The sequence below is a fragment of the Bacillus sp. AFS077874 genome, from assembly GCF_002566505.1.
In the GTDB taxonomy this organism is placed as follows: Bacteria; Bacillota; Bacilli; order Bacillales; family Bacillaceae_G; genus Gottfriedia.
The window spans coordinates 84,213-109,495 of the sequence record NZ_NUYF01000005.1 but is presented as its reverse complement, the minus strand read 5'-3'; the positions used below and the strand labels follow the sequence as shown (position 1 = coordinate 109,495).

Below are 25,283 nucleotides of genomic sequence, written 5' to 3'. Positions count from 1 at the left end.
ATGTTAGGTACATTATATGGCCTTGGGGTTGGCCCGGGGGATCCAGAGCTCATTACCGTTAAGGCGTTCCGTAAATTAAAGGAATCACCAGTGATTGCCTATCCGAAAAAACAAAAGGGCAGCAAAAGTTATGCCCATCGAATCATTGATGTCTATTTTCAGTCGAACGAAAAAGAAATGCTGGGCCTTGTCTTTCCAATGACAAAGGATCCAGCCACGTTAGAAAGAAAATGGACGGAAACCGTGGAAAATGTATGGGCGAAGCTGAAGGAGGGAAAGGATGTTGCTTTTGTAACTGAAGGGGACCCTCTTTTATACAGCACGTTTATTCATATGATGCGTTTGATGCAGCAGAAGTATCCGCAAGTTCCAATTGAAGTTGTTCCGGGGATTTCGTCCATCAATGGGGCGGCTTCTAGGCTGGGAATTCCATTGGCAGATGGGGATGAGCATGTTGCGATTGTTCCAGCACGGGATGACTATGAAACCATGAAAAAAGTCATTCAAGACAATGATTGTGTCATTTTTATAAAAGTAGCGAAAGTGATTGATTTAATGCTAGAAGTATTACGAGATTTAGATTTGCTTGACAAGGCTTCAGTCGTTACAAAGGTAACATCGGATGAAGAAATTATTTGGAGGGCAGATGAGCTCGAAGGAGTTGAGCTTGAATATTTAACATTAATGGTGGTGAGAAAATGAAGCTTTATATCATTGGTGCCGGACCGGGCGATCCTGATTTAATCACGGTAAAAGGCCTTCAGCATCTTCAGGAGGCAGATGTTATTCTATATGCGGATTCTCTTGTAAACGAAGACTTAATTGCAAAAGCAAAACCTTCCGCCGAAATATTGAAAACTGCAGGGATGCACTTAGAAGAAATGGTTGACGTCATGGCTGACCGAATCCTACAAGGGAAAAAGGTTGTTCGTGTACATACGGGTGATCCGGCTGTCTATGGGGCGATTATGGAACAAATCGTCTTGTTAAAGAAGAGAGGAATCGAAATAGAGATTGTTCCAGGTGTAAGCTCTGTGTTTGCGGCCGCCGCGGCCGCTCAAGCTGAGTTGACAATTCCTGATTTAACCCAAACCGTGATCCTGACAAGAGCCGAGGGTAGGACACCTGTGCCAGAATTTGAAAAGCTGGCGGATTTAGCAAAACATAATTGCACGATTGCACTTTTCTTAAGTGCGACATTAACGAAGAAACTTGTCAAGGAATTGACCGGGGCAGGATGGAGCAAGGATACTCCTGTTGCGGTTGTTTATAAAGCGTCGTGGCCAGATCAAAAAATTGTCCGGACCACACTGAAACGCTTAGACGAAGATATGCGGGTAAACGGGATTCGTAAACAGGCGATGATTTTAGCAGGATGGGCACTGGATGAAAACATCCACGAACAAGATTATCGTTCCAAGCTGTATGATAAAAAGTTTACACACGGATTCCGCAGGGGGGTGGAATCATAATGATCGAGCTCCAAGAAGCGCAAAGGGCGGTCATCCAGCAGAAGGGGGACTATGCGATTGTCGCCATTACAAAGCATGGGGTCGAACTGGCCCGCAAGCTGGGTCATTCGTTTCAAAATACCGATGTGTACTATATGGCAAAGTTTGAAAAAGGAGATGAGAAGAACAAGGACATCCAGTTATTTACCGGGAGCGTTCGCCTTCTTCTGCCCTCTCTTTTCGAAGCCTATAAGGGGCTGATCATTATCATTTCCCTTGGAGCCGTGGTACGAATGATTGCACCTATTTTAAAGGATAAAAAAACAGATCCTGCGGTTGTCGTTATCGATGATAAGGGCGAACATGTGATCAGCGTGCTGTCAGGCCATATCGGCGGTGCAAATGAACTAACGAAAGAAGTGGCGGCCACTCTACAGGCCCGTCCCATTATTACCACAGCTTCAGATGTACAGGAAACGATTGCGGTTGATTTGTTCGGGAAACGATTTGGCTGGATTTGGGACTCGGCTGATAAGCTGACGCCCGTTAGCGCTTCGGTTGTGAACGAAGAAAAAATCGCCGTGGTTCAGGAGTCAGGTGAAAAAGACTGGTGGTCATATGATCGGCCATTACCAGGAAATATTCAGCCGTATTCATCGATCCAAGAAGCGCTGGCCGCAAAGCCAGATGCTGCCTTAGTAATAACCCATCGGAATTTATCCGAAGACGAAACGGAGATTTTACATAATGGTGTTTTATATCGACCAAAGGTGATCGTCCTTGGATTGGGCTGCAACCGCGGGACCACTGCAGCGGAAATCGAAGCAGTAATCGACGAAACGCTTGAGGAATTAGAGTTCTCAAAAAAAAGTGTCAAAGCGGTTTGCACGATTGATCTAAAAAAGGATGAAGAGGGACTGCTTGAAGTGGCGAAAAAAAACCGCTGGGAGTTTATTTATTACACCCCAGCTGAATTGAATTCGATTAAACTTCAAAACCCTTCTGAAACAGTCTTTAAATTTACCGGTGCATACGGCGTCAGTGAGCCGGCTGCTTTATTGTACAGCGCAGCGGAACATCTAACTTTGATAAAGAAGAAATCAGGTAATGTCACCATATCAGTAGCGGTGATTCCCTATTGAGAGAGGAGGGAAATAGAATGTCTACTCGTAGACTTGTGATTGCAGGGACAGGCAGCGGTGTCGGAAAAACGACGCTGACAATTGGGCTGATGTCTGCTTTAAGGAAAAAGGGCTATACCGTCCAGGGCTTTAAATGCGGCCCAGATTATATCGATCCGACTTATCATACGGCGGTCACGGGGAGAACGTCAAGAAACATTGACAGCTGGATGCTCAACCACGAGATGGTCAAAGAAATTGTCAACCGTGCAAGTAATGGGGCGGATATTTCCGTCATCGAGGGGGTAATGGGATTCTTTGATGGGAAAAATCCTCTAAATAATACGGGATCAACTGCCGAAATCGGTCTCGTCACCGAAAGTCCGGTTATTTTGGTCGTGAATTGTGCCAGCATGGCCCGTAGCGCGGCAGCCATTGTAAAGGGATTTCAAACGTTTCTGAAGGAAGCCAATATAGTCGGGGTGATCGCCAATCGGGTGGGTAGCGAAGGGCATTTTAAAATCGTTCAAACCGCGATTGAGCAAGAATGCGGTATTCCTGTCCTTGGCTATTTGAAAAGAAACGAGGAACTCTCGATACCGGAAAGGCATTTAGGATTGATACCCTCCGTTGAACGGGGAGAATTGGATCCATTTTTTGAGCAATTAGGTGATTTAGTCCTTGAAACCGTTGATGTAGATTCTATATATGACATGGCACAAGCCCCTCTTTTAAAGATAAATGAATCCCAGTTTAAAAGAGTGGAGCAGGCAACTGTAAAAATTGCAGTCGCACGAGATGCCGCTTTTAATTTTTACTATCAGGAAAATCTCGACATGTTAGCAGCCGCCGGAGCCGAGCTAATCGAGTTCTCTCCATTAAAAGGTGAATGCCTGCCGGAACATGTCGATGGCTTATATATCGGTGGCGGTTTCCCAGAGGAATTTGCGGAGGAGCTGACCAAACAGACAGAGGTAAACAACTCGATTCGAACGGCCATTGAAAAAGGACTGCCAACCTTGGCGGAATGCGGCGGGTTTATGTACTTAACTGAATCGTTGGAAACAACGGATGAAACGAGTTACAAAATGGTTGGGATCATTCCTGGAAAGGTGAAAATGCAGACAAAACTAGCTGCTTTGGGATACCGGGAAATCACTGCAGAAGAAGAAAATTTCTTGTTAGCGGGAAATCTGAGTGCAAGAGGTCATGAATTTCACTACTCCACCTTTCATCCGAGAACGGTTTTTGAACCGGCCTACCAAACGAAAGGAATACGTGGGTTTAAGCAGGAGGGCTATCGGAAAGGGAATTTAATTGCAGGTTATACCCATTTTCATTTTGGCTCATGCCCTGAGCTTGTCGAAAATTGGGTGAAGAAATGTAAGGAGTTCAAACAAAATGACTAAAGCTCTTCCACTTATGTTTCAAGGTACCAATTCGGATGTTGGCAAAAGTGTTGTCGTGACCGCCTTTTGCCGGATTTTCACCCAGGACGGATATAAAACGGTTCCGTTTAAATCACAAAATATGGCATTAAATTCCTATATCACAGTGGATGGAAAAGAAATCGGCAGAGCACAGGGAGTTCAGGCCGAAGCCGCATGTATTCAGGCAACCACCGATATGAACCCGATTCTACTAAAGCCGAACCGGGATAACCAATCCCAAATTGTCGTCCATGGTAAACCATATAAAAATATGGAAGCAGGAAGGTACCGCCGGGAATTCTTTCAAACGGGAATTGAACTTATTCAACAATCACTGTCCACACTGTCCCAAAATTATGAACGAATTGTAATTGAAGGGGCTGGTAGTCCGGCCGAGATTAATCTGAATGACCGGGAAATGGTTAATATGCGGGTTGCCAAAATGGCGGATGCCCCTGTGATTTTAATTGGGGATATCGAAAAAGGCGGAGTGTTTGCTAGTTTAGTAGGAACCCTTCAGCTGATGGAACCAGAGGATCGCGATCGAGTAATTGGTGTAATCATCAATAAATTCCGCGGCGATCTCAGCCTGCTAGAATCTGGATTAACGTGGTTTGAGGAGTATACAGGAAAACCCATTCTCGGCGTGATTCCTTATTTGGAGAATTTAAATATTGATGCCGAAGATTCCGTGATTTTAAATCAATATACATATACTCAAAATACTGAAAAAGAATTAGATATCGCAGTTATTCAATATCCGAAAATCTCAAATTTCACCGATGTCGACCCGTTTTTTACTGAGCCGGATTGTCATGTCCGTTTTATAACGAGAGGAGATCAATTAAACCATCCAGATTTAGTCATTCTCCCAGGCAGCAAGAATACAATTGAAGATTTACTGTTTTTACGAAAGAGCGGCATCGCTCAAAAAATAGCAGAACTACAAAAAAAGAAACATTCCGTACTTTTCGGAATCTGTGGCGGCTATCAAATGCTCGGTGATAAAATTGAGGATCCGTTGGCGATCGAATCTCTCCATAAAGAAATCGAAGGTCTTCAGTTACTGCCAATTGGAACTACCATTACGAAAGATAAGACGACGATCCTATCAAATGGGGAGTTACATCTTTTCGGAAAAAACTTTCATGTGACAGGTTACGAGATTCATATGGGTGAAACCGTGGCGACAGAAGCGTCCCAAGGGCTTATTTTTACAAATGAAAAATGGGATGGTTGTCATTCCCCAGACGAAACCATCATTGGCACTTATTTTCATGGGATATTCCATAATGATGAATTTCGTGAGGAATTACTTAATCAGCTCCGCCGTAAAAAGGGATTGGAGCCCATCCACATGCGCCCATCTTTTAATCAATTGCGGGAAGAAGCGTTTGAACGGCTGGCAGAACATGTAAGGGCACACGTTAAACTGAATGTCATTGACCATTTAATGAAGGATTATCAAAAAAGGAGATCAACCAATGAATAGCATAATAACAGGAATCCAGCCACTTGATAGAGAAATGGGACAGCAAGTTCGTGAGTATATCGATACGTTAACCAAACCTCCGGGCAGTTTGGGGAAATTAGAGGAATTAGCCATTCATCTGTCGGAAATGACATCTGAATCATTCCCAGTCGTATCACCGCCCGGTGTTATAGTTTTTGCTGCTGATCATGGTGTAGTCGAAGAAGGGGTGTCCGCTTTCCCACAGGAAGTTACCGTGCAAATGGTCATAAACTTTTTAAACAGCGGTGCGGCCATCAATGTTTTTACCCGGCAAATCGGAGCCATGTTTGAAGTCGTCGATATCGGTGTGGCAGCAGATATTGAGGCTGACGGGTTTGTGAATCGAAAAATTCGCTATGGAACCAACAATTTTTGCCAACAAGATGCAATAACAAGGTCAGAGGCCGAACAAGCCATCGCTGTTGGCTATGAACGGGCGGAACAGATGATTAAACAGGGAATCAAATGCCTAATTGTTGGGGAAATGGGGATCGGTAATACGACGTCAAGCAGTGCGATTGCAGCGGTTTTAAGCGGGCAGGACATCGATGTACTCGTCGGCCGAGGAACAGGGATTGCACAAGAAAAAATTCGTCATAAACAAGAGGTCATCAGAAGGGCGATAAAGGAAAGGAACCCTGACCGGAAGGATCCCATCGATATCTTAGCAAAAATTGGCGGTTTGGAAATTGCCGGAATGACAGGTGCAATGCTCTCCGCCGCTCAAAACCGGATTCCTATATTGGTAGATGGGTTTATTTGCACGATTGCAGCTCTTTTGGCAAGGGAAATCTGTGAGACAGCAGCGGAGTATATGATTGTCGGCCATCGTTCCGTCGAGCCTGGACATGAAATTGCACTGCAGTTATTAGGCAAAAAGCCACTTCTTGATTTAGATTTGCGGCTAGGAGAAGGAAGTGGAGCAGCAGTGGCCTTTCCAATCTTACAATCAGCAACTTTAATGTTAAAAGAAATGGCCACTTTTGAATCGGCTGGAATTTCAAATGAGTAATTTAGGAAGGAGCTAGAAGATGATAAATGGAAAAGTGTATCTTGTTGGTGCTGGACCGGGAGACCCTAAGCTAATCACGGTTTACGGGATGGAGTGTATCCAACAGGCGGATGTGATTTTATATGACCGTTTAGTAAATGAGGAACTGCTCAAGTATGCAAAGGCGGAGGCAGAGTTGATATTTTGCGGAAAACTACCAGGGAAACATCAGATCATTCAAGATCAAATTCACCAGTTGTTAATTGAAAAAGCCAGTCAGGGCAAAACAGTCACCAGATTAAAAGGAGGCGACCCTTGCATTTTCGGCCGTGTCGGTGAAGAAGCGGAAATTCTTGCAGAACATGGGATTCACTATGAAATAGTACCGGGGATTACAGCTGGTATTGCAGCGCCTGCTTATGCCGGAATTCCGGTTACCCACCGCGATTATGCTTCCACCTTCGCAATCGTCACAGGCCACGGCCGTGCGGAAAAGGGTGAGGATCAATTAAATTGGTCAACTCTCGCTCAAGGAATCGATACAATTGCCTTTTATATGGGAATTGGGAATTTACCTTATATTGTTTCGAAATTAATAGAGAACGGAAAAAGCCCTGATACGAAAGCAGCCATTATCCAATGGGGAACCACGGCCAAACAGAAAACGGTGACCGGGAGTTTAAAGGATATCGAAGTCCGGGTTCTAGAAGCCGGGATTACTCATCCTGCGATTGTTCTCGTGGGTGATGTGGTCGGTCTTCGCGAGAAATTACACTGGTTTCAGGAATCAGAAGAAAAACAATTAGTTGGAATAGGGAGGGTCTAAGATGTCGATTTTAGCGGAAATCAAAAGCCGAAGAGCAATCCGTGATTATGCGGCTCGAGAGGTAGAGGACGAAAAGATTCACACCTTATTAGAAGCAGCGACATGGGCACCGAATGACCGGATGCGTGAACCATGGAGCTTTTATGTGATTAAAGGCGAAGCAAAAAAGCGCTATGAAGCGTTGGCTTATGAATACCTACAGGAACGCTTTCCAACCAAACCAAATTTAATCGAAAGCTCCTTAAAAGTACTAAAAACAACACCGGTCCATATTGTCGTTACCGCTGATATCGTCCCAGACGATGAAGAGGCATCAGCCGATAATGAGTATGCCGTATGCTGTGCGATCCATTCGATGTGGCTTTCCGCTAAAGAATTAGGATTAGGTCTGGTTTGGCGGACAAGGGGAGTCGGACTTGTTCGTGACCAACGAATGTATGAGTTTATTGGCTCACCCGAAAACAAGAAAATCATCGGAAATTTGTTTATCGGTTATCCCGATTCAGAATTATTAAAAAAGGAGAAAGTTCCGGCTCGGACATCCTTTGAAGAAAAGACAGTCTGGTTATAACGAGGAGTGAAGGGTATGGAAGAGGTAACTGAAAACAAAGCAAAGCGCGGTCTTACACTAGTTTACACCGGTGATGGAAAAGGGAAGACAACTTCAGCCCTTGGGCTCGCAGTTCGTGCCGCAGGTCGGGGAAAACGGGTGCTTATGATTCAATTTATTAAATCGCCTGATCGAACGTACGGGGAAAAAATTACGTTCGAAAAATTAGGGATTGAAATCGTGCAGACAGGAATTGGCTTCACATGGACGAAAACACCAGAGGAACATCGGGTAGCCCTAAAAACCGCGTGGTCTTTTACAAAAGAAAAGGTCCAGTTTGGCAGCTATGATGTTGTCATTTTAGATGAACTAAATAATGCGCTCGCAATTGATAAATTCCCGATTGACGATGTCCTTCCGTTAACAGAAGTTATTGAGTTGATTCAGCTGCGCCCTAAGGGGATACATCTGGTGATTACCGGACGGTCAGCCAAAGAGGAAATCATCGCTTGTGCGGATTTAGTAACCGAAATGAAGCCCGTTAAGCATTATTATAACGAAGGAATTCCTGCCGTGAAGGGAATTGAGTTTTAATGGTCTATATTGAAAAATTTGGACATGGTGGCGATTTTCTGACGGCCCAACAATTGTTTGGTAAAGATTCATCGCAGCTGTTAGATTTCAGTGCGAATATCAATCCACTCGGTCCACCTGCTAGTGTAATTGAGTTGATAAAGGAGCAACTGGAGTCAATCGTCCATTATCCCGATCCCGCCCATCGTGTTCTTAAACAAAAGCTGGCGGAAAAACACTCCGTTTCACCAGAACAGATTTTGATAGGAAATGGAGCAGCAGAGTGTATAGCCCTTGCGATTTTAGGATTGCAGCCTGAAACAGTGGGGGTTGTATATCCTTGCTTCTCGGAATACGAGAAGCTTGCTAGAGTTTATGGTGCTACCATCAATTCATTGGTCGGCAGGGCAGAAAATGATTTTAAGCCTGATCAATCGGAATTCCTTCAATTAATAGCGAAAACCGATCTTGTCTTTGTCGGACATCCCAACAATCCCACTGGTGTAACATATTCGAAGGAAGAACTTGTCGAGCTGGCAGAACAGGCAAAGAAGACAAATACATATTTGATAATAGACGAAGCATTTATTGATTTTCTTCCGATCGAAACACGAATCACGCTGCTTGAGGATTTGCAACGTTGGAAACAAGTAATCTTAGTTCGCTCAATGACAAAGTTCTATGCGATCCCTGGTCTCCGGCTGGGGTATATGCTGGCCGATCCAACCCTGATATTAAAGCTTCAGGCGAAACAAGTAACTTGGAGTGTCAACCAAATGGCACTATTGGTTGGTGAAGCGGTCCTAAACGAAAAGGTATACGAGGGAGCAACAATTACCCTAATTCAGGAGCAAAGAAGCTTTGTCAAACTAGCCATTGAAGAAAAACTTGGGTGGAAGGTTTTTCCGGGTCAAGCCAATTTTCTGTTAGTTAGGATAACAGATGGCATCACGGCGGCTGAATTACAGTGGCGCATGGGTCATAAAGGAATCTTAATACGCTCCTGTAACATGTATCCGGGGCTAACGGATCAGGATTTTAGGATTGCGATTCGAACCGAAAAAGAAAATCAAAGCTTAATCCAAGCCTTAATTGAAGTAAGTAAAGAGGTGAATCTATCATGACCTTAACCTATGTCACTGGAGGAATTCGCTCCGGGAAGAGTGAATTTGCGGAACGCTTGGCTATCAGTCATGCAGGTAGAGTCCTTTATGTTGCGTTCGGAGTTCAAGCCGATCAAGAAATGGAGAAAAGAATTGATAGCCATAAGAAGCGGCGCCCAAGTGAATGGGAGTTATTAGAAGAACCGAACGAACTAACTTCTGTTCAAACGGTCTATCAAGGCTACGATGTTATTCTAGTTGATTGTATTTCTTCCTGGCTATCCAATCATTGTATGTGGTTAACGGAACAGGAACTCAAGGAAGAAAACAAGAAAACCAGTTTAATAGAGGAAGTGGATCGTTGGATTAAGGTGATACAAGAAAATCATCAGCATGTGATTGTTGTTTCTAATGAGGTAGGTCTAGGTGGTGTCGCGTTATCGTCGTTGGGGCGTTTTTTTCAAGATGTTCTAGGAAAAATCAATCAATTATTGGCGGCCGAAGCAGATGAAGCATACACCATTTTTTCCGGTCTGCAACTAAAGCTAAAATAACTCGCTTTCCCGTTCCGAAGATTGAGGTTTCAAAAAACGATAGGAAAAAAAGCCCTGTTTATTTTCCATTGATCGGTTTGCTGATTTGCGGATGGTTAAAAGCTATGGTAATGAAGTGGAATGATCAAACGAAGTTGTTTACGATATCAAATTAGAGATAAAAGCGATAAGAAAAAGGTACAGCCATTTCGCAAGCTCTTCCAACCCATTTTTTTGCCGGTACCGCCACCTCCATTAGGAATACAATTGGCTGTCTTGCTTATGAGGCCACACGTGAAGCAGTAAGGAATAAGGAGGGCTGAGAATTCGATGTTAGTTCATGCTATTAATATTGTTATTGCTTATTTTATTGATCGAATCATTGGTGACCCCCGAAAGTTGCTACATCCGGTGGTCATCATTGGGAAGTCTATTAGTCGTACGGAAAAAGCGATTCGTTTTTTCACCATAAAGGAAAGGTATTTGAAGCTGGTAGGACTCTTATTTCCTATTTTGATTGGTGGCGGCAGCTATTTAATCGTTGCTTTGCTGATTTGCGGCCTCAATCAGGTGAATCACGTTCTTGCTGTCATTGTGGAAATCTGGTTAATTTCAACGACCATCGCGACAAAAGGATTGGCTGATGCAGGGTTGGAAGTATTCCAACACTTGAAAAATCAGGATTTAAGGGCTGCACGAAAAAGTCTGGGAATGATTGTCGGAAGAGATACAGAAAACCTCGAGGAAAGTGAAATTTCGCGGGGGGCAGTGGAAACCGTAGCCGAAAACATTGTCGATGCCATTATATCACCGTTATGCTTTGCCCTAATCGGGGGTGCCCCGCTTGCAATGTTGTACCGAGCGGTTAATACGTTAGATTCGATGGTAGGATATAAGAATGAAAAATATCAAAACCTAGGCTGGGCCTCGGCCCGACTAGATGATCTATTAAACTATTTGCCTGCCCGGTTAACGTTTGGAATGATGCTGCTTGCTTGTTCGATTAAACGTCTCGATATACTAGGCGCTTGGAAAATGATGAAACGGGATGCTAAACTTCATCCGAGTCCAAATAGCGGTATCCCAGAAGCGACAATCGCAGGAGCGCTTCAGATCCAACTTGGAGGAACGAATTATTATTTCGGTAAAGTCTCTGAACGGGCAAAGATGGGCGAACCATTACGGAAGATCAAAGCAGATGATATTTTACTTACAGTAACAGTTATGAAAACTACCTCCATTATCTGTGTCGTAATATTTATGGTACTTTCGATATTAGTGGAGCTGGGCATGAAGTAAGGGGATAGGAGCCTGAACAATGAAACTAGGAAGAGGAAGCTGCAATGGCACATTTGGAGAATTGGTCCAAGGTATCATGGAAGAGCGTCCGTTTTTAATCACTTTGCCTATCCGGAGTTTACGAAGTGAGGCTAGATTTGTTCCAGACACAGCCGTTTCCCGGATAAGAGTTGTAAATTCCAAAATGAAAGCGAAGAAAGCGGGTGAATCGTTGCTCCAACTTTTTGGGATAAGAGGAGGTGGGTATCTTGAAATACATTCCAATATCCCTACCGGCAAGGGGATGGCTAGCAGTTCGGCGGATATTGTTGCTTCATTAAGAGCAATTGCTGACAGCTATAGTATTCCGCTCACAAATGAAATAATCTCGATGATTGCTGCAAAAGTGGAACCTACCGATGGGGTAATGTATGAGGAAATCGTGGTATATGATTATATTCACGGTCAACTGATTGAAAGCTTTGGAGCCTTACCCCCATTCATTCTCGTTGGTATCGATCTTGGGGGTATGATCAAAACAATAGAATTTAATGAAGTGCCGAAAGTATACAGCCAGGACGATCAACAGCAATTAATTAAAGCTTTTGATCTGGTTTCAAAAGGGTTTAAGGAAAAAAATATAACTTATATTGGGGAAGCAGCAACCCTCAGTGCAAGGGTGAATCAAAAAATATTGCCTAAGCCTGTTTTTCCTCTATTAGTTCAGTTGGCCGATCGCTACCAGGGCGGAATCGTTGTCGCCCACAGTGGAACGGTCGCGGGTATTTTACTAGATGGAAATCTTCCAAACAGTGAATTGGTAGTTTCACACTTAATAAGGGAAATGTCACTCGCTTACAAGGGAGTACCTATAAATTTATTTCATTATGAAAGCAAGGAATAGATAATGATTTGAATGATTTACAAAGTTTGATTACAAATGGGTGGTAACATGTTTAGTCAAGAGGAACGAGAAGTGATTTGCGTTTTCATTTATAAAAGGAGAGTTGGCCGCACTTTTCTCCCGGATGTCCTCAAAAATCCTCAATCTGTCAAAGGGTTAGGATGATTTTTTATGTTGCAACTGTTTAAAAAAAGGGAGGAAATTTTTTAATGGAAACTGTATCAATGTTTTTCCTTGTTTTTGTATTGGGGCTTCGGCATGGGTTGGATGCTGATCATCTTGCATTTATTGATGGACAAACCCGTTTTAATTGGAAAATGGGCAGTTCGTTCGCACGTTGGGTGGGGACATTATTTTCATTGGGTCATGGAGGAATGGTAGCATTAACAGCAGGTATTTTAGGGATGGTGATAGAGAATTTTTCATTCCCAGCTTATTTTGATAATATTGCATCATGGGTGTCGATTTTTTCTTTATTCCTTATTGGAACGTTAAATACGTATAATCTGTTACGCACTAGAAACAATCACGAAGAGTTTCAACTTAGCGGACTAAAGGGAAAGTTTATTCCAAAAATTGCGAAGGGGACTACAAATCCTTTCCTAATTATTTTAGTAGGGGCTTTGTTTGCCTTGGCTGCCGAGACTGTAAGTCAAACCGCCGTCTGGTCTTTGGCAGCTGGAAGTGTAAGTGAATATACTCCTTTATTTTTAGGGCTAGTTTTTATGTTTGGGATGATGATTACGGATACAATTGATTCGATGATTGTTTATAAAATGGTGAACCAGTCCAGCAAAATCGGTCAAGCTGCGTCAAGACTAATGGGTTGGGTGATTGTCGTCTTGGCATACGGGGTTTCCTTCTATCTGGCATTTACTTTTTTTAACCCTTGGGCAGAACTAGATTTCGAAATCGTGGGAGTCATTCTTTTCATTTTCTTAGTCACATCATTTATTTTTATAAGCGTTTACTCTAAAAAACAGAATGACGAAATAAATACTACGAATTAATTAGGTAAGCTCTGACAATTTTATAGTGTCAGAGCTCTTTTATTCTCTATAATAATCGTCCATAAAATTGGGTAAATATGAATCTATTGGGATGAGATTATGGAGATGTACCGTGAATTTGTAGCATATGAAACGACTATAATTCGAAGTACACTTCTTTTAGGTAAGATAAAAGCATAAAAAAAATTCAAATTTTAAAAATTCCAATACATTGTGTGCGTAGACCTCTCAAAATTAAATTGCTATACTTAAATTCATTAGGTGATAAAGTAATTTAAGAGGATCCAATTATACTAAGATGTTATTTTGATGGGTCATAAAAGTTATGATTGTGAACGTCCTTTGGTCTTATCTGATATTTTTTGAAATAATTGTTATATTACAATCTAACGGACAAAATGGCTGACATAAATTAGTGAGTTGTTTGTATAGTATTGTAATAGCAATACTTTTAGGAGGTCCATTTACATGAGGAACAATATGAGTAAAGATGTAGCAAATGGAGCAGCCGTAGTAGTTGAGAAAATATAATGGAAAAATTTATTTTCGGTTTTTATGGTGTCCAAATTTTATTTCTCATTATTTGTTTATTTCTAGGTTATTTTATTTACGATAAACGATTTAATCGAAATCATGGAAACCAAATACCAGAAGGATTTCAACGAACTAGTGAAGTTAATATTGATCCTGTTACAGGGGAGAAAACAAGAGTTTACTATAATCCAGATACTGGTGAACGATTTTATAAAAAAGAAAAGTGATAATCTAAAAACGCCCTTTTGGGGCGTTTTTGTCTTGAAAATCAGGTTTATTTAATAGTTGAGTTAATCAATTCAAGCATATCATCAAAATCAAAAGGAGATTTCGATTTTACGGTCTCAGCAAATTGAGATACAAGTTTTAATGTTTCAATGCTTTCGATTGGATGGTGTCCAGCAGCACTTTCAGCGGATAGCATGACGGCATTGGTCCCATCCATTACAGCTTGAAATACATCACTTACTTCAGCTCTTGTTGGAATTGAATTATCTACCATTGATTGTAGCATTTGAGTTGCTGTGATAACATATGTCTCATTTGAATTACACTCATGAATCATAGCTCTTTGTAAGAGAGGAATCCATTGATAGGGTAGTTCAACACCTAAATCACCACGAGCAATCATTATTGCATCTGTTTCTTTATTAATTTCTTGGAAGTTTTTTATTGCTTCTATCGTTTCAATTTTTGCTACTAGTTGAGGTGTTTTATCACTTATTGAAGTCATAAAACTCCTGATTTCTTGTAAATGCGATGCCCGTCGAATAAATGAGCATGCTATATAATCTAGATCTTCTTGCAAAATGAATTCGATGTCTTTTTGGTCCTTTTCCGTAATAGCAGGTAAACTTGTAACGACTCCAGGTAAATTTACTCCTTTATGTGAAGAAATTTCGCCACCAGTTTTCACAGAAGTGATAATCTTATTTTGTTCTATATTTTCAACGTATAACTCCACTGCACCATCATTAATTAAAATACGATCTCCTTGTTTCACATCATTTATTAACCCTTTATAATCAACACTTGCTTGATTACGATCACCTGTAATCTCATCAATTACGAGAGTAAATGTTTGATTAGGTTCAAGATTTATTTTTTCCCCTTCAATTTTTCCTAATCGAATTTTTGGACCTTGGAGGTCTCCTAAAATCTTAATTTCTTTTCCTGTTTCTTTTCTAATTGATTTTATTAGTTCAATTACATTGTGATGACTTTCATGTGTTCCGTGTGAAAAATTTAGTCTTGCGATTGTCATGCCATGCTCAATCAATTCAGACAGTATTTTTTTATCAAAACTAGCTGGTCCAATCGTACAAATTCGATCGATTGTCATTTGATATCGCCTCCCATTTACTGGAATTATTATACCCAAGATAAAGTAGAAGAATCTAAATAATTTATGAAGTGTTAATTAAAGAAGAATATCTCAAATAATCTACATTTCTAAATTTTGACATTTTCCTACGTTTTATAGAAGGAATTCATGTAGCTTTTGTAGAACAATACTAATCGATCGAAATTTAGATGAGGTGAATCTACTAGTGATTAAACAAGGTGAATTAAAAGTTGTAATTGGAGCAGGTGAATATAACAATAATCCAACATGGATTCAAACTCAGGAAGAAGAACTTAATTTATTAGTTAAGTCAACTTGGGAAAATAAATTTGAGAAAAGTTCTATTACAGCAATATTAGCTGAACATGTTTGGGAACACCTTACATATGAAGAAGGTTTAGAAGCTGCTAAAATTTGTTATGATTATTTAAAACCATCGGGCTATATTCGTTGTGCAGTACCAGATGGATTTTTTCAAGACGAAACCTATCAAAGTATTGTTAAAGTTGGTGGACCAGGACCAATAGATCATCCTGCTGCAAGCCATAAAATTGTCTATAACTATCAAACACTAGTTAACATGTTTGAAACTGCGGGTTTTGAAGTAAAACTACTAGAATATTGTGATGAAGAAGGAAATTTTCATTTTAAAGAATGGGATGGCAAAGATGGTGTTATTTTCCGTTCAAAAAAATATGATCCTAGAAATCACGGGGAAAAAGTGCTTTTTCCTTCTATCATTGTAGATGCAGTAAAGCGATAATTTTACAAAGAAATCTTCTTAAGTACAAAGAACTGAAGCTTCACTTCAGTTCTTTTAAATTGATTTAATTAGTAAATCATTCTTTCTCGGATTTCTTTCGTTATTCGTTCGATTTGACCTTGAAACATCATAGATGGAATGAAAATAGATTCTTCAGGATGGTTAATTACTAGATAAGCACTATGTGATGGTGTTTCTTTATAGCGATATTGTAAATTAACACGTGTAATATGATGAGCGGGTATCGTTCGCTTGAAACCCCAATGTTCGTATGTAACACCGTGATCGTTTATTCTAATAACCATACTGCGAGTATAGCCAATATAAGCTAGAAAGATTAAGCATACCATTGTCATGATCATATATGACTTAGTCGTATTTGGAAATCCATGCCTTTGTACATAAAAGATGAAAGTAATCATACAAATCGTAAACAAGATTGCAACTAAAAAATTTGAAAGCCTACCACTACTTCTAAATTCCACTTTTGATACACCTCTTTCATATTAATATAGTTTCGACTAAAAACTTTTAATATTAACATTAGGTTGATCTCTTTTAATATGAATCAATAAACATTCTTTTTTGGAGTGTTATCCACTCTAATAGAAGTAGTACACAAATAATCCTAAAATAAAGAATACAAGTGTAAGGAGTATATGATGAAAATACAATCTCAGAAATTTACGATAAATGGCCTTCAATATATTATTAGACATGCAGTACTATTTGACGCTAAACAATTATCTAGTTTGAGAGTACAGATTGATGGGGAGACAGAAAATCTAGACCGAGAAGCAGGAGAAGCATTTATTGATCCAAAAGGCTTTGAACAATTAATTATCTCTGATACAGAAACGATTAATAATTTATTTTTAGTAGCTGAAGTTGAAGAGAAAATAATAGGTTTTTCTAGATGTGAAGGTAATCAATTAAAAAGACTTTCTCATAAAGTAGAGTTTGGAGTTTGCGTCTTAAAAGAATTTTGGGGATACGGAATCGGTAAAAATCTTTTAAAACGATCAATTTCTTGGGCAGATGCTAATGATCTTCATAAAATGAATTTGAGTGTTTTAGAAACAAATGAAAAAGCAATTAAACTTTATAAAAAGTTAGGCTTTGAAGTTGAAGGTGTTTTAAAAAAAGATAAGGTACTTTCTGATGGAAGATTTTATAATACAATATTAATGGGTAGATTTAATAAATGAATTTAATAAAAAGAGTCGATTAAATAGCACTTTTTTTCAACCATTTGATAATTTAAATTAATTTCTAAGTATTATAAGAGAGGTAATTTTTAAAAATACATTTTTAATATTATAAAATGAATATTCTGAAAAATATAGTATTTTATAAGTTTACTTGTATTTATAGCCGAGCAAACTTGGAAAAAATAAAATAAGATATACTCTATTGAAACCGATTGGTCATTATCTAAAAAAACCTTTTTTTTAATTTGAAGGAATGAATGATTTGAAGAAGAAATTATTAAATAGGAGCTTAAGCGTGACCAACTTGTAAAAACTAAATTAGAGATAAGAAGTGATTAGTTCAAAATTATTAGAGGTGTTTCTAATGATTTTAGGTATTAACCCTTATTTAATATTGAATGGGAATGGACAGGAAGCTGTTTCATTTTATGAACATGCATTTAATACAAAGAATCTTGTCCTTCGGAAATTTGGCGATATGCCAGGGGAAGAAAATACAAATCTATCTGATGAAGAAAAAAATCGTATCTTACATGCACATCTCAAAGTTGGTTCAACAGATTTAATGATTTCTGACACATTTACAGGTCTACCTTATCAAATTGGTGATCAAAATTTTAATTAGTGATGTTGAAACTACGAAATAAGTATTCGGTAAATTACAAGATGGTGGAAAAGTGATCATATTATTGCATGAAACTTTTTGGAGTCCTTTATACGGACAAGTAACCGATAAATTTGGTGTTACATGGAAGGTTTCTACACAGTCAGCTCAATAGTTTAATGATGTTTTCTGTATAACGTTTAATTCCGGTATAGTGTGGGATAACCGCAAGAAACTTACATATAATTAGTTTAACGAAAGAGTTACTTTTGTAACTCTTTTTTTATTTTTATATCTTTAAACCTTAAATTTCCTGCCAATATAATCTATTATTTTTTAAAAATGAAAATAAAAACCGTTTTATCTTACAATTTTCAAGTATAATGAATCGTATTCAATTAATGAATATGATTTTTTTTAGGGAGAATTCTATACATATATCGAAAAAAACAAAAACGAGGTTAAGAAATGACTAATAGAAGTTATGCGGACTATCATCTAAGTGATGAAATAAAAAGAGCACTTGCTGTATTAAAATACGAAGCTCCAACTGAAGTTCAGAGTGAAGTTATACCATTGGCAATGGAAAATCAAGATTTAGTCGTAAAATCTCAAACAGGAAGCGGTAAAACGGCAGCTTATAGTATTCCTGTTTGCGAAATGATTGAATGGGAAGAAAAGAAACCACAGGCTTTAATTCTAACTCCAACTAGAGAGCTTGCAGCTCAAGTCCGTGAAGATATTACGAATATTGGAAGATTTAAACGGATAAAAGCGGTGGCCGTATATGGTAAAGAACCGTTTACTAAACAAAAGATAGAATTGGAACAAAAAACACATGTAGTAGTTGGTACACCTGGTAGGGTTATGGACCATCTTGAACGAGAAACCCTCGATCTAGAACAAATAAAATATCTTATCATAGATGAAGCTGATGAAATGCTTAATAGAGGTTTTATCGATGAGGTAGCAGCTATCATCAACCAGCTGCCTTTAAACCGGGTAACGATGGTTTTTTCTGCAACCTTACCTAAAGATGTTGAAAATCTCTGCCATGAATATATGAAAGATCCTGTTCATGTTGAGATTGAATCAACTGGTGTAACAGCCGATACAATTGAACATTTTTTAATAGAAGTGAAAGAGGAAGATAAGATTTCACTCCTTAAAGACGTCACGGTTGTAGAAAATCCTGATAGCTGCCTAATTTTTTGCCGAACGAAAGAAAATGTTGATACTGTGTATAATGAACTGGAAAAAGCTAATTATTCATGTGAAAGACTCCATGGAGGACTAGAACAAGAAGACCGGTTTGCTGTAATGGAAGGATTTAAAATAGGGAACTTCCGCTATCTAGTAGCAACCGATGTAGCAGCCAGAGGTATTGATATTGATAATGTAACGTTAGTCATCAATTATGACGTTCCTATGGAAAAAGAGAGCTATGTGCACCGTACCGGAAGAACCGGCCGTGCCGGCAATAAAGGAAAAGCAATTACGTTTTCGACAAAGTTTGAAGGAAAATTCGTTAAAGCGATTGAAAATTACATCGGCTTTGAGATACCTACAATTGAGGCGCCAAGTCATCAAGAGGTTGTTAGTCAAAAAGCAATCTTCGAAGAAAAACTTAACAGCAGGCGAGTAGTAAGAAATAATAAAACAGCTAGAATTAATCAAGGTATTATGAAACTTCACTTCAGCGGCGGAAAAAAGAAGAAAATTCGTGCTGTTGATTTTGTTGGAACAATCGCAAAAATCCCTGGAGTCACAGTAGATGATATAGGCATTATATCTATTCATGACCAGATGTCATATGTTGATATACTAAATGGTAAAGGATCGCTAGTTTTACAAGCCATGGAGAATGCGACGATTAAAGGAAAAAAATTAAAAGTAAGTAAAGCAATTAAATAAGGAAGCATAATGACTAGCTTATAGTGAAATGGATCAAATTTTTAGCTAACCTTTATTCAATGCTTACATGCTTAAGTTACATTTGAACAAAAAAGTCGATTTTCGTAAAAACGGAAATCGACTTTTTATTGTAAATTTAAAACTTACTTTTAGAATTTTAATAAATATTTATTTATTTTACAAACAAGCTTCTAATGCAAGTTTCATCATTTTATCGAATGAAGTTTGTCTAGCTTCAGCACTAATCTCTTCATGAGTAACTAAAGAATCTGAAATAGTAAGTAAACAAGCTGCTTTCTTTCCTAAGACTTTTGCATTATGGAAAAGTGCAAAGCTTTCCATTTCTGTACATATACAATTATGCTCTTTATAAAAATTAACAAAATTTGGAACTGAATTTTCATAATAAAAGACATCACTAGAATGTATTCTGCCTTTAACTACAGGAGTATTGATGTGCTTTGCAGTTTCTTCGATTTTGTTTGTTAATGATTCACAAGGATACTGTACGTCACCTTCTACGCCTGCTTGAGTCTTTGCAAATGTAGATTGACTCCAAGCACTATCTACAAGCACAATATCGTGAATGTTTAGTTTATCTGTATAAGCTCCTGCACTTCCAACTCGGATAATATTTTCAACGTCATAAAATTTATATAATTCGTATGAATAAATTCCGATACTTGGCATGCCCATACCAGATCCCATTACAGATATTTGTTGTCCTTTATAAGTTCCAGTATAGCCAAACATATTACGTACTGTATTAAATTGCTCCGGGTTTTCTAGATATGTTTCTGCAATATATTTTGCACGTAATGGATCCCCTGGCATTAAGACTGTTTTTGCTATTTCTCCTGATTTGGCTGTATTATGTGGCGTTGTCATATTATTTTCTCTCCAATTCTATTCTAATAATTTATTTAACTAATCCATACAACTTTTAATGCTTAATCATTTCACATGTTAATTTATCTTAACGTTATCATTCTTTCCTAATATGTTTCCGTTTACAAAATAAATCAAACAACATATTCAAAATAACGATAAATTAATACTACGAAGTATAGTTGTATAATCAGTTGTCTATTTTTCTTTAACTAAATTATATTTCAAGAAAATAGAAAAATCAATAGCAACTTAAAAGCACTTAGGTATTTAAAAATGATCAGCTTTGCTTTCCCACTTTTAATGGACAAGTTTGCGAATTATTCATAACTCGATATAATATTGATAAGGAGTGTTGTTATGTCCGTTGAAAATAAAAAAAAATTACCTCTATACGTTGGGGTTTATGAAAAATTATTTAAATTAATTAATGAGGGAGTCTATCCGATTGGAAGTAAGCTTCCTTCTGAACCAGAACTATCTAAGATGATGAATGTTAGCAGAATGACCTTAAGACAAGGATTGGGTTTACTAAAAGAGGACGGCTATATTGAAACAATCCATGGACAAGGTAACTTCATAAAGCAAAATGTGAATTTAAGAAGTGTTGGCTTAGAAAAAATAGATAATTCAATTTATCAATGCTGTACAGAAATAATCGATGATGTAGATGCGTATTTAGAAGTTAGTTTTTCGGATGATTATGAATATGTTAAAAAGATTTTTAATCAAGATTCAGCAGTGATGATTAGGTTTAATAGATGGTATAAATCTAAAAATAAAATTGTCGCCCATGCTTATACAATGTTCCCAAGTGAGACTGCTTCCCTATATCAAATGAACCTAGGCGATCAGCAGGGTGTACTAAAAATACTTGAAGAAGATATTTATAAGTTAATACATTCATCAACAATTGAAATAAAATTTACAGAATCAGTCCTTCCTTCTTCAAACCATGAATTACGTTCAACGAATAATTTATTCGTTTTACTCATTGAAAACCTATATGATTCAATGGGGAATATCGTACTTAAAAATAAGATTTATATCCCAATCGAACTAAGTTCAATAAAAATAAATCGAATAAACAAATAGTGGAAAAAGAGTTTAAAATTGTAGAAATGCTAACCACCAGGTGAAGTAAGACAGTTTTTAGTCGAGAATTTTAATTACATAAGATTGTGCACAAACAGTCAATTGTGAATCAAATTATGAACATTTCAGCAAACTATATCTTATTTAATTGATTTTAAAGGAGAGCAATATGATTAAACTTGTATTAATCAGACACGGGCAAAGTTTATGGAATGTTGAAAATCGGTTCACAGGTTGGACAGATGTTGATTTAACGAAGAGCGGACTTTCTGAGGCAAGAGAAGCTGGTATCATTTTAAGGAAAAACGGATTTACATTTGATGTTGCCTATACATCAGTTCTTAAAAGAGCAATTCGTACATTATGGATTATATTAAATGAGATTGATATGATGTGGATTCCTGTTTATAAAACATGGAGATTAAATGAACGACATTACGGCTCACTTCAGGGGCTAAATAAATCTGAAACAGCTCAAAAATATGGTGAAGAACAGGTTAATATTTGGCGAAGATCGATGAATGTTAGACCACCTGCTCTAAAACCGGATGATCCAAGATATGAAATAAATGAACCTCGTTATAAAAACTTGTTAAAAGATGAATTTCCACTTACTGAAAATCTGGAGGATACAGAAAAAAGAGTATTAACATATTGGGATGAAGAAATTGCACCAGCTTTGAAAGAAGGTAAAAAAGTTATTATATCTGCACATGGAAATACGTTGAGGGGGATCGTGCAATATTTAGATCAAGTCTCAGCTGACGGAATTGCTTCACTTAATATTCCAACAAGTATTCCTTTAGTTTATGAATTAACTGAAGAACTAAAGCCTATTCGACATTACTATTTAGGTATGGATGGAGAACTTCCACCCGATGTAATCCCAAAACATATCCCTAGTGAATTACTTGACCAATTTGATGATGATCATCCAAATATAACAATACAAGATGAGTAAAATACAAAAAAGGATGGGTTTAGCAATCGTGCTTCCCATCCTTTTTATTATGCTTCAGATAACTTTAGTTTTTTTATTTGTAATTGTACTAATCGGAAAGATAATGTTAGTGCTGACACTCCTAAACCAACAATTAAACCAACCCAATATCCTTTTGCACCTAGATTCGTATTAGAAAGTGCATACCCAACTGGTAATGCGATTACCCAATAAGCTAAAATCATCATAATTAGCGTGGCATTCACATCTTTATATCCTCTTAATGCACCTTGGATTGGTGCAGCAATTGCATCGAATAGTTGGAACATGACAGCAAAAATTAAGAATCCGCCTGCCAAAATTTGTACAGATGGGTCATTTGTATACCATCCAGCTACATCATATCGGAATAAATAGATGATGATCCCAAAAAATGAAGCAATTGAAACTGCCATTACTAAACCAATTTTGCTATATTCTTTTGCATTTTGAAACTCTTTTGCACCAACTTCATAGCCAACTGCAATTGTTAAAGCCATTGAAATACTTAATGGAACCATATAGAGTAGACTTGCAAAATTCATTGCCACTGTATGTGCAGCAATGGTTTCAGTATCAAACTCACTTAATAATAATGTTACGACAGAGAATACACTTACTTCAAAAAAGATACTAAGTCCAATTGGAACTCCTAATTTTAAAATACTTTTCCAAGTTGCAAATGAAATTGGAGTAAGTTTTTTAAATAGATTGAAGCTGCTAAATGGCTTTTTACTTTTAATAATATAGAAAGCAATTCCAAAAATAATCCAATACGTTATTGCAGAGGCTACACCAGAACCTACGCCACCTAAACGTGGAAGACCAGCTTTACCGAATATAAGGAAATAGTTCAAAATTACATTAACTGGTACTGAAATAACGGTAATAACCATAGTAGTTCTTGTTTTACCTAAACCATCAATAAACTGACGAATGACTGTATATAGAAATAAAGGTAAAATTCCAAATGATAATGCGAATAAGAAATGAAGAGCAACACGGTGAACTTTCGGATCAAGATTCATATGATTTAAGATTGGATGAATTGAAAATATACCAATAATAATTATGACAATTGCAATAATCCCAGCCAAATAAAGTGCTTGCATAACAAGAGGCGTTATTTTTCCATCCTGTTTTGCACCATTTAAATTTGCTACCATTGTCGTAATTGCGACTAAAATGCCAGTTAACCCCGTACTGATTGGAGTCCAAATACTAACACCGATCGCAACTCCTGCTAAATCCCCTGGACTACTATTACCAGACATGATTGTATCAAAAAATGACATCGAAAATAATGTCACTTGTGTGATTAAAATCGGAAGTAGTAGTTTAAAAAAGCGTGATATTTTATCCGTTTTAGTAGTATTCAATTTATCGACCTCCTAAACAAACACTTTTACAATTGTATCATGTTTTGGTTTAATAGCTATAATGAAATTATTCGGATAAATATTTTATAAAGAAAGTTGGTCTTAGATTGGGAAATCAAGTTGTAATCATCACAGGCGCAGGAAGTGGATTAGGAGCGTCATTAGCTAAAAAGTATTCTGAAAACGGAGCTCACATTTGTTTATTAGGAAGAACTGAAAATAAACTTAGAGAAATTGGTAAACAGTTACCTAACAATTATTCAATACATACTGTAGATGTTTCAGAACATGAAGATGTAAAAAGAGTCTTCGATACAATCATTCAAACATATGGAAAAGTTGATTTATTATTTAATAATGCAGGTGTTGGAATTTTTGATCTTGCAGAAGAATTAAATGATGAAGCAGTACATAAAATGATCGATATTAACCTAAAGGGAACTATTTTCTGTTCACAAGAGGTTTTAAAACAAATGAAAAAACAAGATAGTGGAACAATCGTCAATATTGTTTCTACTGCAGGTCTAATTGGAAAAGCAACAGAATCAGTTTATTGCGCAAGTAAGTTCGGAGTTAAAGGCTTTACTGAAAGTTTGGTTGTTGAATTAACAGGAACACCAATCTCGGTATTTGCAGCATATATGGGTGGAATGAATACAGACTTTTGGACAGGTATTTTTGATGAAGATAAAACTTCAAAAATGATGAATCCAGATGATATAGCTGAAATCATAATTGAAAATATAAAACCACGTAAAAATATATCCATACCTGAAATTATCATAAAAAACATAAAATAAGTATTAACCAAGCCGTCTTTTACACAAACTAAAGCCAAATCATTAAGGACAAAGTGAGGTATAAAAGATGAGCAAATCAAAAAAGAACAAATCAATTGATTCAAATCAAAATAATTTTGACGAATTATTACTTGAAGATCTTAATAAAGCAGATGATATTCCAATCGATTGGTTACCAAAGAGTGAACCGATTACGGAAACAATGTCATATAAAAATGCTGAAGATTAATTAGGCTTTGGTTTGAAAAGACTTGTTTATATTATTGCTTGTTTGCAATAGGATGAATAGGCTTAGTGACCTAAAAATTAAGCGTTTTCAATTAGTCTAATTAGCATGTTTTTTTGACTTTGACTTGAAACTGTAAAGAATAGCCATTTTGGCTATTTTTTTTTATTTTGATATGGTATTATTATTGAAGCGTTTTATATTAAAGCCAATTCCTGGCATTAAAAATACATAAACAAATGAAAAACAAGATATAGTTAGG

General features: G+C 37.6%; 26 protein-coding genes and 1 pseudogene. 23 read left to right on the top strand and 4 right to left on the bottom strand.

Annotated features, from left to right (window positions below):
* From cobI to COJ46_RS02250, 15 genes are all read left to right on the top strand, one after another.
* Entirely contained in the window at nucleotides 1-702 is a 702-nt protein-coding gene (cobI, locus tag COJ46_RS02320) for a precorrin-2 C(20)-methyltransferase (protein ID WP_097977441.1), read from the top strand.
* Nucleotides 699-1,472 carry a precorrin-4 C(11)-methyltransferase gene (gene cobM / locus COJ46_RS02315; RefSeq protein WP_097977439.1) on the top strand — a complete coding sequence of 258 codons (774 nt, stop codon included), beginning with the start codon at nucleotides 699-701 and terminating at the stop codon, nucleotides 1,470-1,472. The genes cobI and cobM overlap by 4 nt, the downstream gene beginning before the upstream one ends.
* Nucleotides 1,472-2,593 carry a cobalt-precorrin 5A hydrolase gene (locus COJ46_RS02310; protein WP_098565653.1) on the top strand — a complete coding sequence of 374 codons (1,122 nt, stop codon included), beginning with the start codon at nucleotides 1,472-1,474 and terminating at the stop codon, nucleotides 2,591-2,593. The genes cobM and COJ46_RS02310 overlap by 1 nt, the downstream gene beginning before the upstream one ends.
* Before the next feature lie 17 nt (nucleotides 2,594-2,610).
* Nucleotides 2,611-3,981 (top strand): cobyrinic acid a,c-diamide synthase CobB, encoded by a 1,371-nt coding sequence (locus tag COJ46_RS02305; protein ID WP_098565652.1) that lies wholly within the window; start codon nucleotides 2,611-2,613, stop codon nucleotides 3,979-3,981.
* A complete protein-coding gene (locus COJ46_RS02300) occupies nucleotides 3,974-5,494 on the top strand; it encodes a cobyric acid synthase (RefSeq protein WP_097977433.1) in 1,521 nt (506 codons plus the stop codon). Before COJ46_RS02305 ends, COJ46_RS02300 begins: the two co-directional genes overlap by 8 nt.
* Entirely contained in the window at nucleotides 5,487-6,527 is a 1,041-nt protein-coding gene (gene cobT, locus COJ46_RS02295; RefSeq protein WP_098565651.1) for a nicotinate-nucleotide--dimethylbenzimidazole phosphoribosyltransferase, read from the top strand. Before COJ46_RS02300 ends, cobT begins: the two co-directional genes overlap by 8 nt.
* A 19-nt stretch (nucleotides 6,528-6,546) precedes the next feature.
* Nucleotides 6,547-7,332, top strand: a complete 786-nt coding sequence (cobA, locus tag COJ46_RS02290; protein ID WP_097977430.1) for a uroporphyrinogen-III C-methyltransferase — start codon at nucleotides 6,547-6,549, stop codon at nucleotides 7,330-7,332.
* Nucleotide 7,333: 1 nt separating this feature from the next.
* Complete coding sequence (locus tag COJ46_RS02285; protein ID WP_097977428.1) at nucleotides 7,334-7,903, top strand: nitroreductase family protein; 570 nt, start codon at nucleotides 7,334-7,336, stop codon at nucleotides 7,901-7,903.
* Between the two features lie 15 nt (nucleotides 7,904-7,918).
* Nucleotides 7,919-8,476, top strand: a complete 558-nt coding sequence (cobO, locus tag COJ46_RS02280; RefSeq protein ID WP_097977426.1) for a cob(I)yrinic acid a,c-diamide adenosyltransferase — start codon at nucleotides 7,919-7,921, stop codon at nucleotides 8,474-8,476.
* Nucleotides 8,476-9,579, top strand: coding sequence for a threonine-phosphate decarboxylase CobD (cobD, locus tag COJ46_RS02275; protein WP_098565650.1), 1,104 nt, complete (start codon nucleotides 8,476-8,478; stop codon nucleotides 9,577-9,579). The genes cobO and cobD overlap by 1 nt, the downstream gene beginning before the upstream one ends.
* Nucleotides 9,576-10,112, top strand: coding sequence for a bifunctional adenosylcobinamide kinase/adenosylcobinamide-phosphate guanylyltransferase (gene cobU / locus COJ46_RS02270; RefSeq protein WP_097977422.1), 537 nt, complete (start codon nucleotides 9,576-9,578; stop codon nucleotides 10,110-10,112). Before cobD ends, cobU begins: the two co-directional genes overlap by 4 nt.
* 309 nt (nucleotides 10,113-10,421) lie before the next feature.
* Nucleotides 10,422-11,390: an adenosylcobinamide-phosphate synthase CbiB gene (gene cbiB, locus COJ46_RS02265; RefSeq protein ID WP_097977420.1), complete on the top strand. Its 969-nt coding sequence runs from the start codon at nucleotides 10,422-10,424 to the stop codon at nucleotides 11,388-11,390.
* 19 nt (nucleotides 11,391-11,409) lie between these two features.
* Nucleotides 11,410-12,273: a GHMP family kinase ATP-binding protein gene (locus COJ46_RS02260; protein ID WP_097977418.1), complete on the top strand. Its 864-nt coding sequence runs from the start codon at nucleotides 11,410-11,412 to the stop codon at nucleotides 12,271-12,273.
* Between the two features lie 209 nt (nucleotides 12,274-12,482).
* On the top strand, nucleotides 12,483-13,283 hold the full coding sequence (locus COJ46_RS02255) for a HoxN/HupN/NixA family nickel/cobalt transporter (RefSeq protein ID WP_097977416.1): 801 nt from the start codon (nucleotides 12,483-12,485) through the stop codon (nucleotides 13,281-13,283).
* Nucleotides 13,284-13,813: 530 nt separating this feature from the next.
* Nucleotides 13,814-14,044, top strand: a complete 231-nt coding sequence (locus COJ46_RS02250; protein ID WP_098565649.1) for a hypothetical protein — start codon at nucleotides 13,814-13,816, stop codon at nucleotides 14,042-14,044.
* A 47-nt stretch (nucleotides 14,045-14,091) separates the two neighbouring features.
* Here COJ46_RS02250 and COJ46_RS02245 read toward each other — a convergent pair whose 3' ends face one another.
* On the bottom strand, nucleotides 14,092-15,159 hold the full coding sequence (locus COJ46_RS02245; RefSeq protein ID WP_097977413.1) for a pyruvate kinase: 1,068 nt from the start codon (nucleotides 15,157-15,159) through the stop codon (nucleotides 14,092-14,094).
* Nucleotides 15,160-15,355: 196 nt separating this feature from the next.
* Between COJ46_RS02245 and COJ46_RS02240 the strand changes: the two genes are divergently transcribed.
* The gene (locus COJ46_RS02240; protein ID WP_098565648.1) at nucleotides 15,356-15,925 is read left to right on the top strand and encodes a class I SAM-dependent methyltransferase; all 570 of its coding nucleotides are present in this window, start codon (nucleotides 15,356-15,358) and stop codon (nucleotides 15,923-15,925) included.
* 68 nt (nucleotides 15,926-15,993) lie between these two features.
* Here the strand turns inward: COJ46_RS02240 and COJ46_RS02235 are convergent, their stop codons facing one another.
* Complete coding sequence (locus COJ46_RS02235; protein WP_098565647.1) at nucleotides 15,994-16,410, bottom strand: hypothetical protein; 417 nt, start codon at nucleotides 16,408-16,410, stop codon at nucleotides 15,994-15,996.
* A gap of 177 nt (nucleotides 16,411-16,587) precedes the next feature.
* Here COJ46_RS02235 and COJ46_RS02230 point away from each other — a divergent pair, with 177 nt between their 5' ends.
* The 3 genes and pseudogenes from COJ46_RS02230 to COJ46_RS02220 all read left to right on the top strand — a co-directional run bounded on the left by COJ46_RS02230 (nucleotide 16,588) and on the right by COJ46_RS02220 (nucleotide 19,654).
* Complete coding sequence (locus COJ46_RS02230; RefSeq protein WP_097977407.1) at nucleotides 16,588-17,133, top strand: GNAT family N-acetyltransferase; 546 nt, start codon at nucleotides 16,588-16,590, stop codon at nucleotides 17,131-17,133.
* A 367-nt stretch (nucleotides 17,134-17,500) separates the two neighbouring features.
* Nucleotides 17,501-17,915, top strand: a pseudogene (locus COJ46_RS02225) (VOC family protein).
* A gap of 293 nt (nucleotides 17,916-18,208) precedes the next feature.
* On the top strand, nucleotides 18,209-19,654 hold the full coding sequence (locus COJ46_RS02220; RefSeq protein WP_098565646.1) for a DEAD/DEAH box helicase: 1,446 nt from the start codon (nucleotides 18,209-18,211) through the stop codon (nucleotides 19,652-19,654).
* A 177-nt stretch (nucleotides 19,655-19,831) separates the two neighbouring features.
* Here COJ46_RS02220 and deoD read toward each other — a convergent pair whose 3' ends face one another.
* Nucleotides 19,832-20,542 (bottom strand): purine-nucleoside phosphorylase, encoded by a 711-nt coding sequence (gene deoD / locus COJ46_RS02215; protein WP_097977404.1) that lies wholly within the window; start codon nucleotides 20,540-20,542, stop codon nucleotides 19,832-19,834.
* Between the two features lie 360 nt (nucleotides 20,543-20,902).
* Between deoD and COJ46_RS02210 the strand changes: the two genes are divergently transcribed.
* On the top strand, nucleotides 20,903-21,637 hold the full coding sequence (locus tag COJ46_RS02210; RefSeq protein WP_098565645.1) for a GntR family transcriptional regulator: 735 nt from the start codon (nucleotides 20,903-20,905) through the stop codon (nucleotides 21,635-21,637).
* 169 nt (nucleotides 21,638-21,806) lie between these two features.
* Complete coding sequence (gpmA, locus tag COJ46_RS02205) at nucleotides 21,807-22,598, top strand: 2,3-diphosphoglycerate-dependent phosphoglycerate mutase (protein ID WP_097977400.1); 792 nt, start codon at nucleotides 21,807-21,809, stop codon at nucleotides 22,596-22,598.
* 47 nt (nucleotides 22,599-22,645) lie between these two features.
* Here gpmA and COJ46_RS02200 read toward each other — a convergent pair whose 3' ends face one another.
* Nucleotides 22,646-23,995 (bottom strand): MATE family efflux transporter, encoded by a 1,350-nt coding sequence (locus COJ46_RS02200; protein ID WP_097977399.1) that lies wholly within the window; start codon nucleotides 23,993-23,995, stop codon nucleotides 22,646-22,648.
* Nucleotides 23,996-24,102: 107 nt separating this feature from the next.
* On the opposite strand from COJ46_RS02200, the gene COJ46_RS02195 reads away from it, so the two are divergent.
* Both COJ46_RS02195 and COJ46_RS24310 read left to right on the top strand, forming a co-directional pair.
* Nucleotides 24,103-24,795 carry an SDR family oxidoreductase gene (locus COJ46_RS02195; protein WP_097977397.1) on the top strand — a complete coding sequence of 231 codons (693 nt, stop codon included), beginning with the start codon at nucleotides 24,103-24,105 and terminating at the stop codon, nucleotides 24,793-24,795.
* 67 nt (nucleotides 24,796-24,862) lie between these two features.
* Nucleotides 24,863-25,024 (top strand): hypothetical protein, encoded by a 162-nt coding sequence (locus tag COJ46_RS24310; RefSeq protein WP_176522591.1) that lies wholly within the window; start codon nucleotides 24,863-24,865, stop codon nucleotides 25,022-25,024.
* Nucleotides 25,025-25,283: the final 259 nt, after the last annotated feature.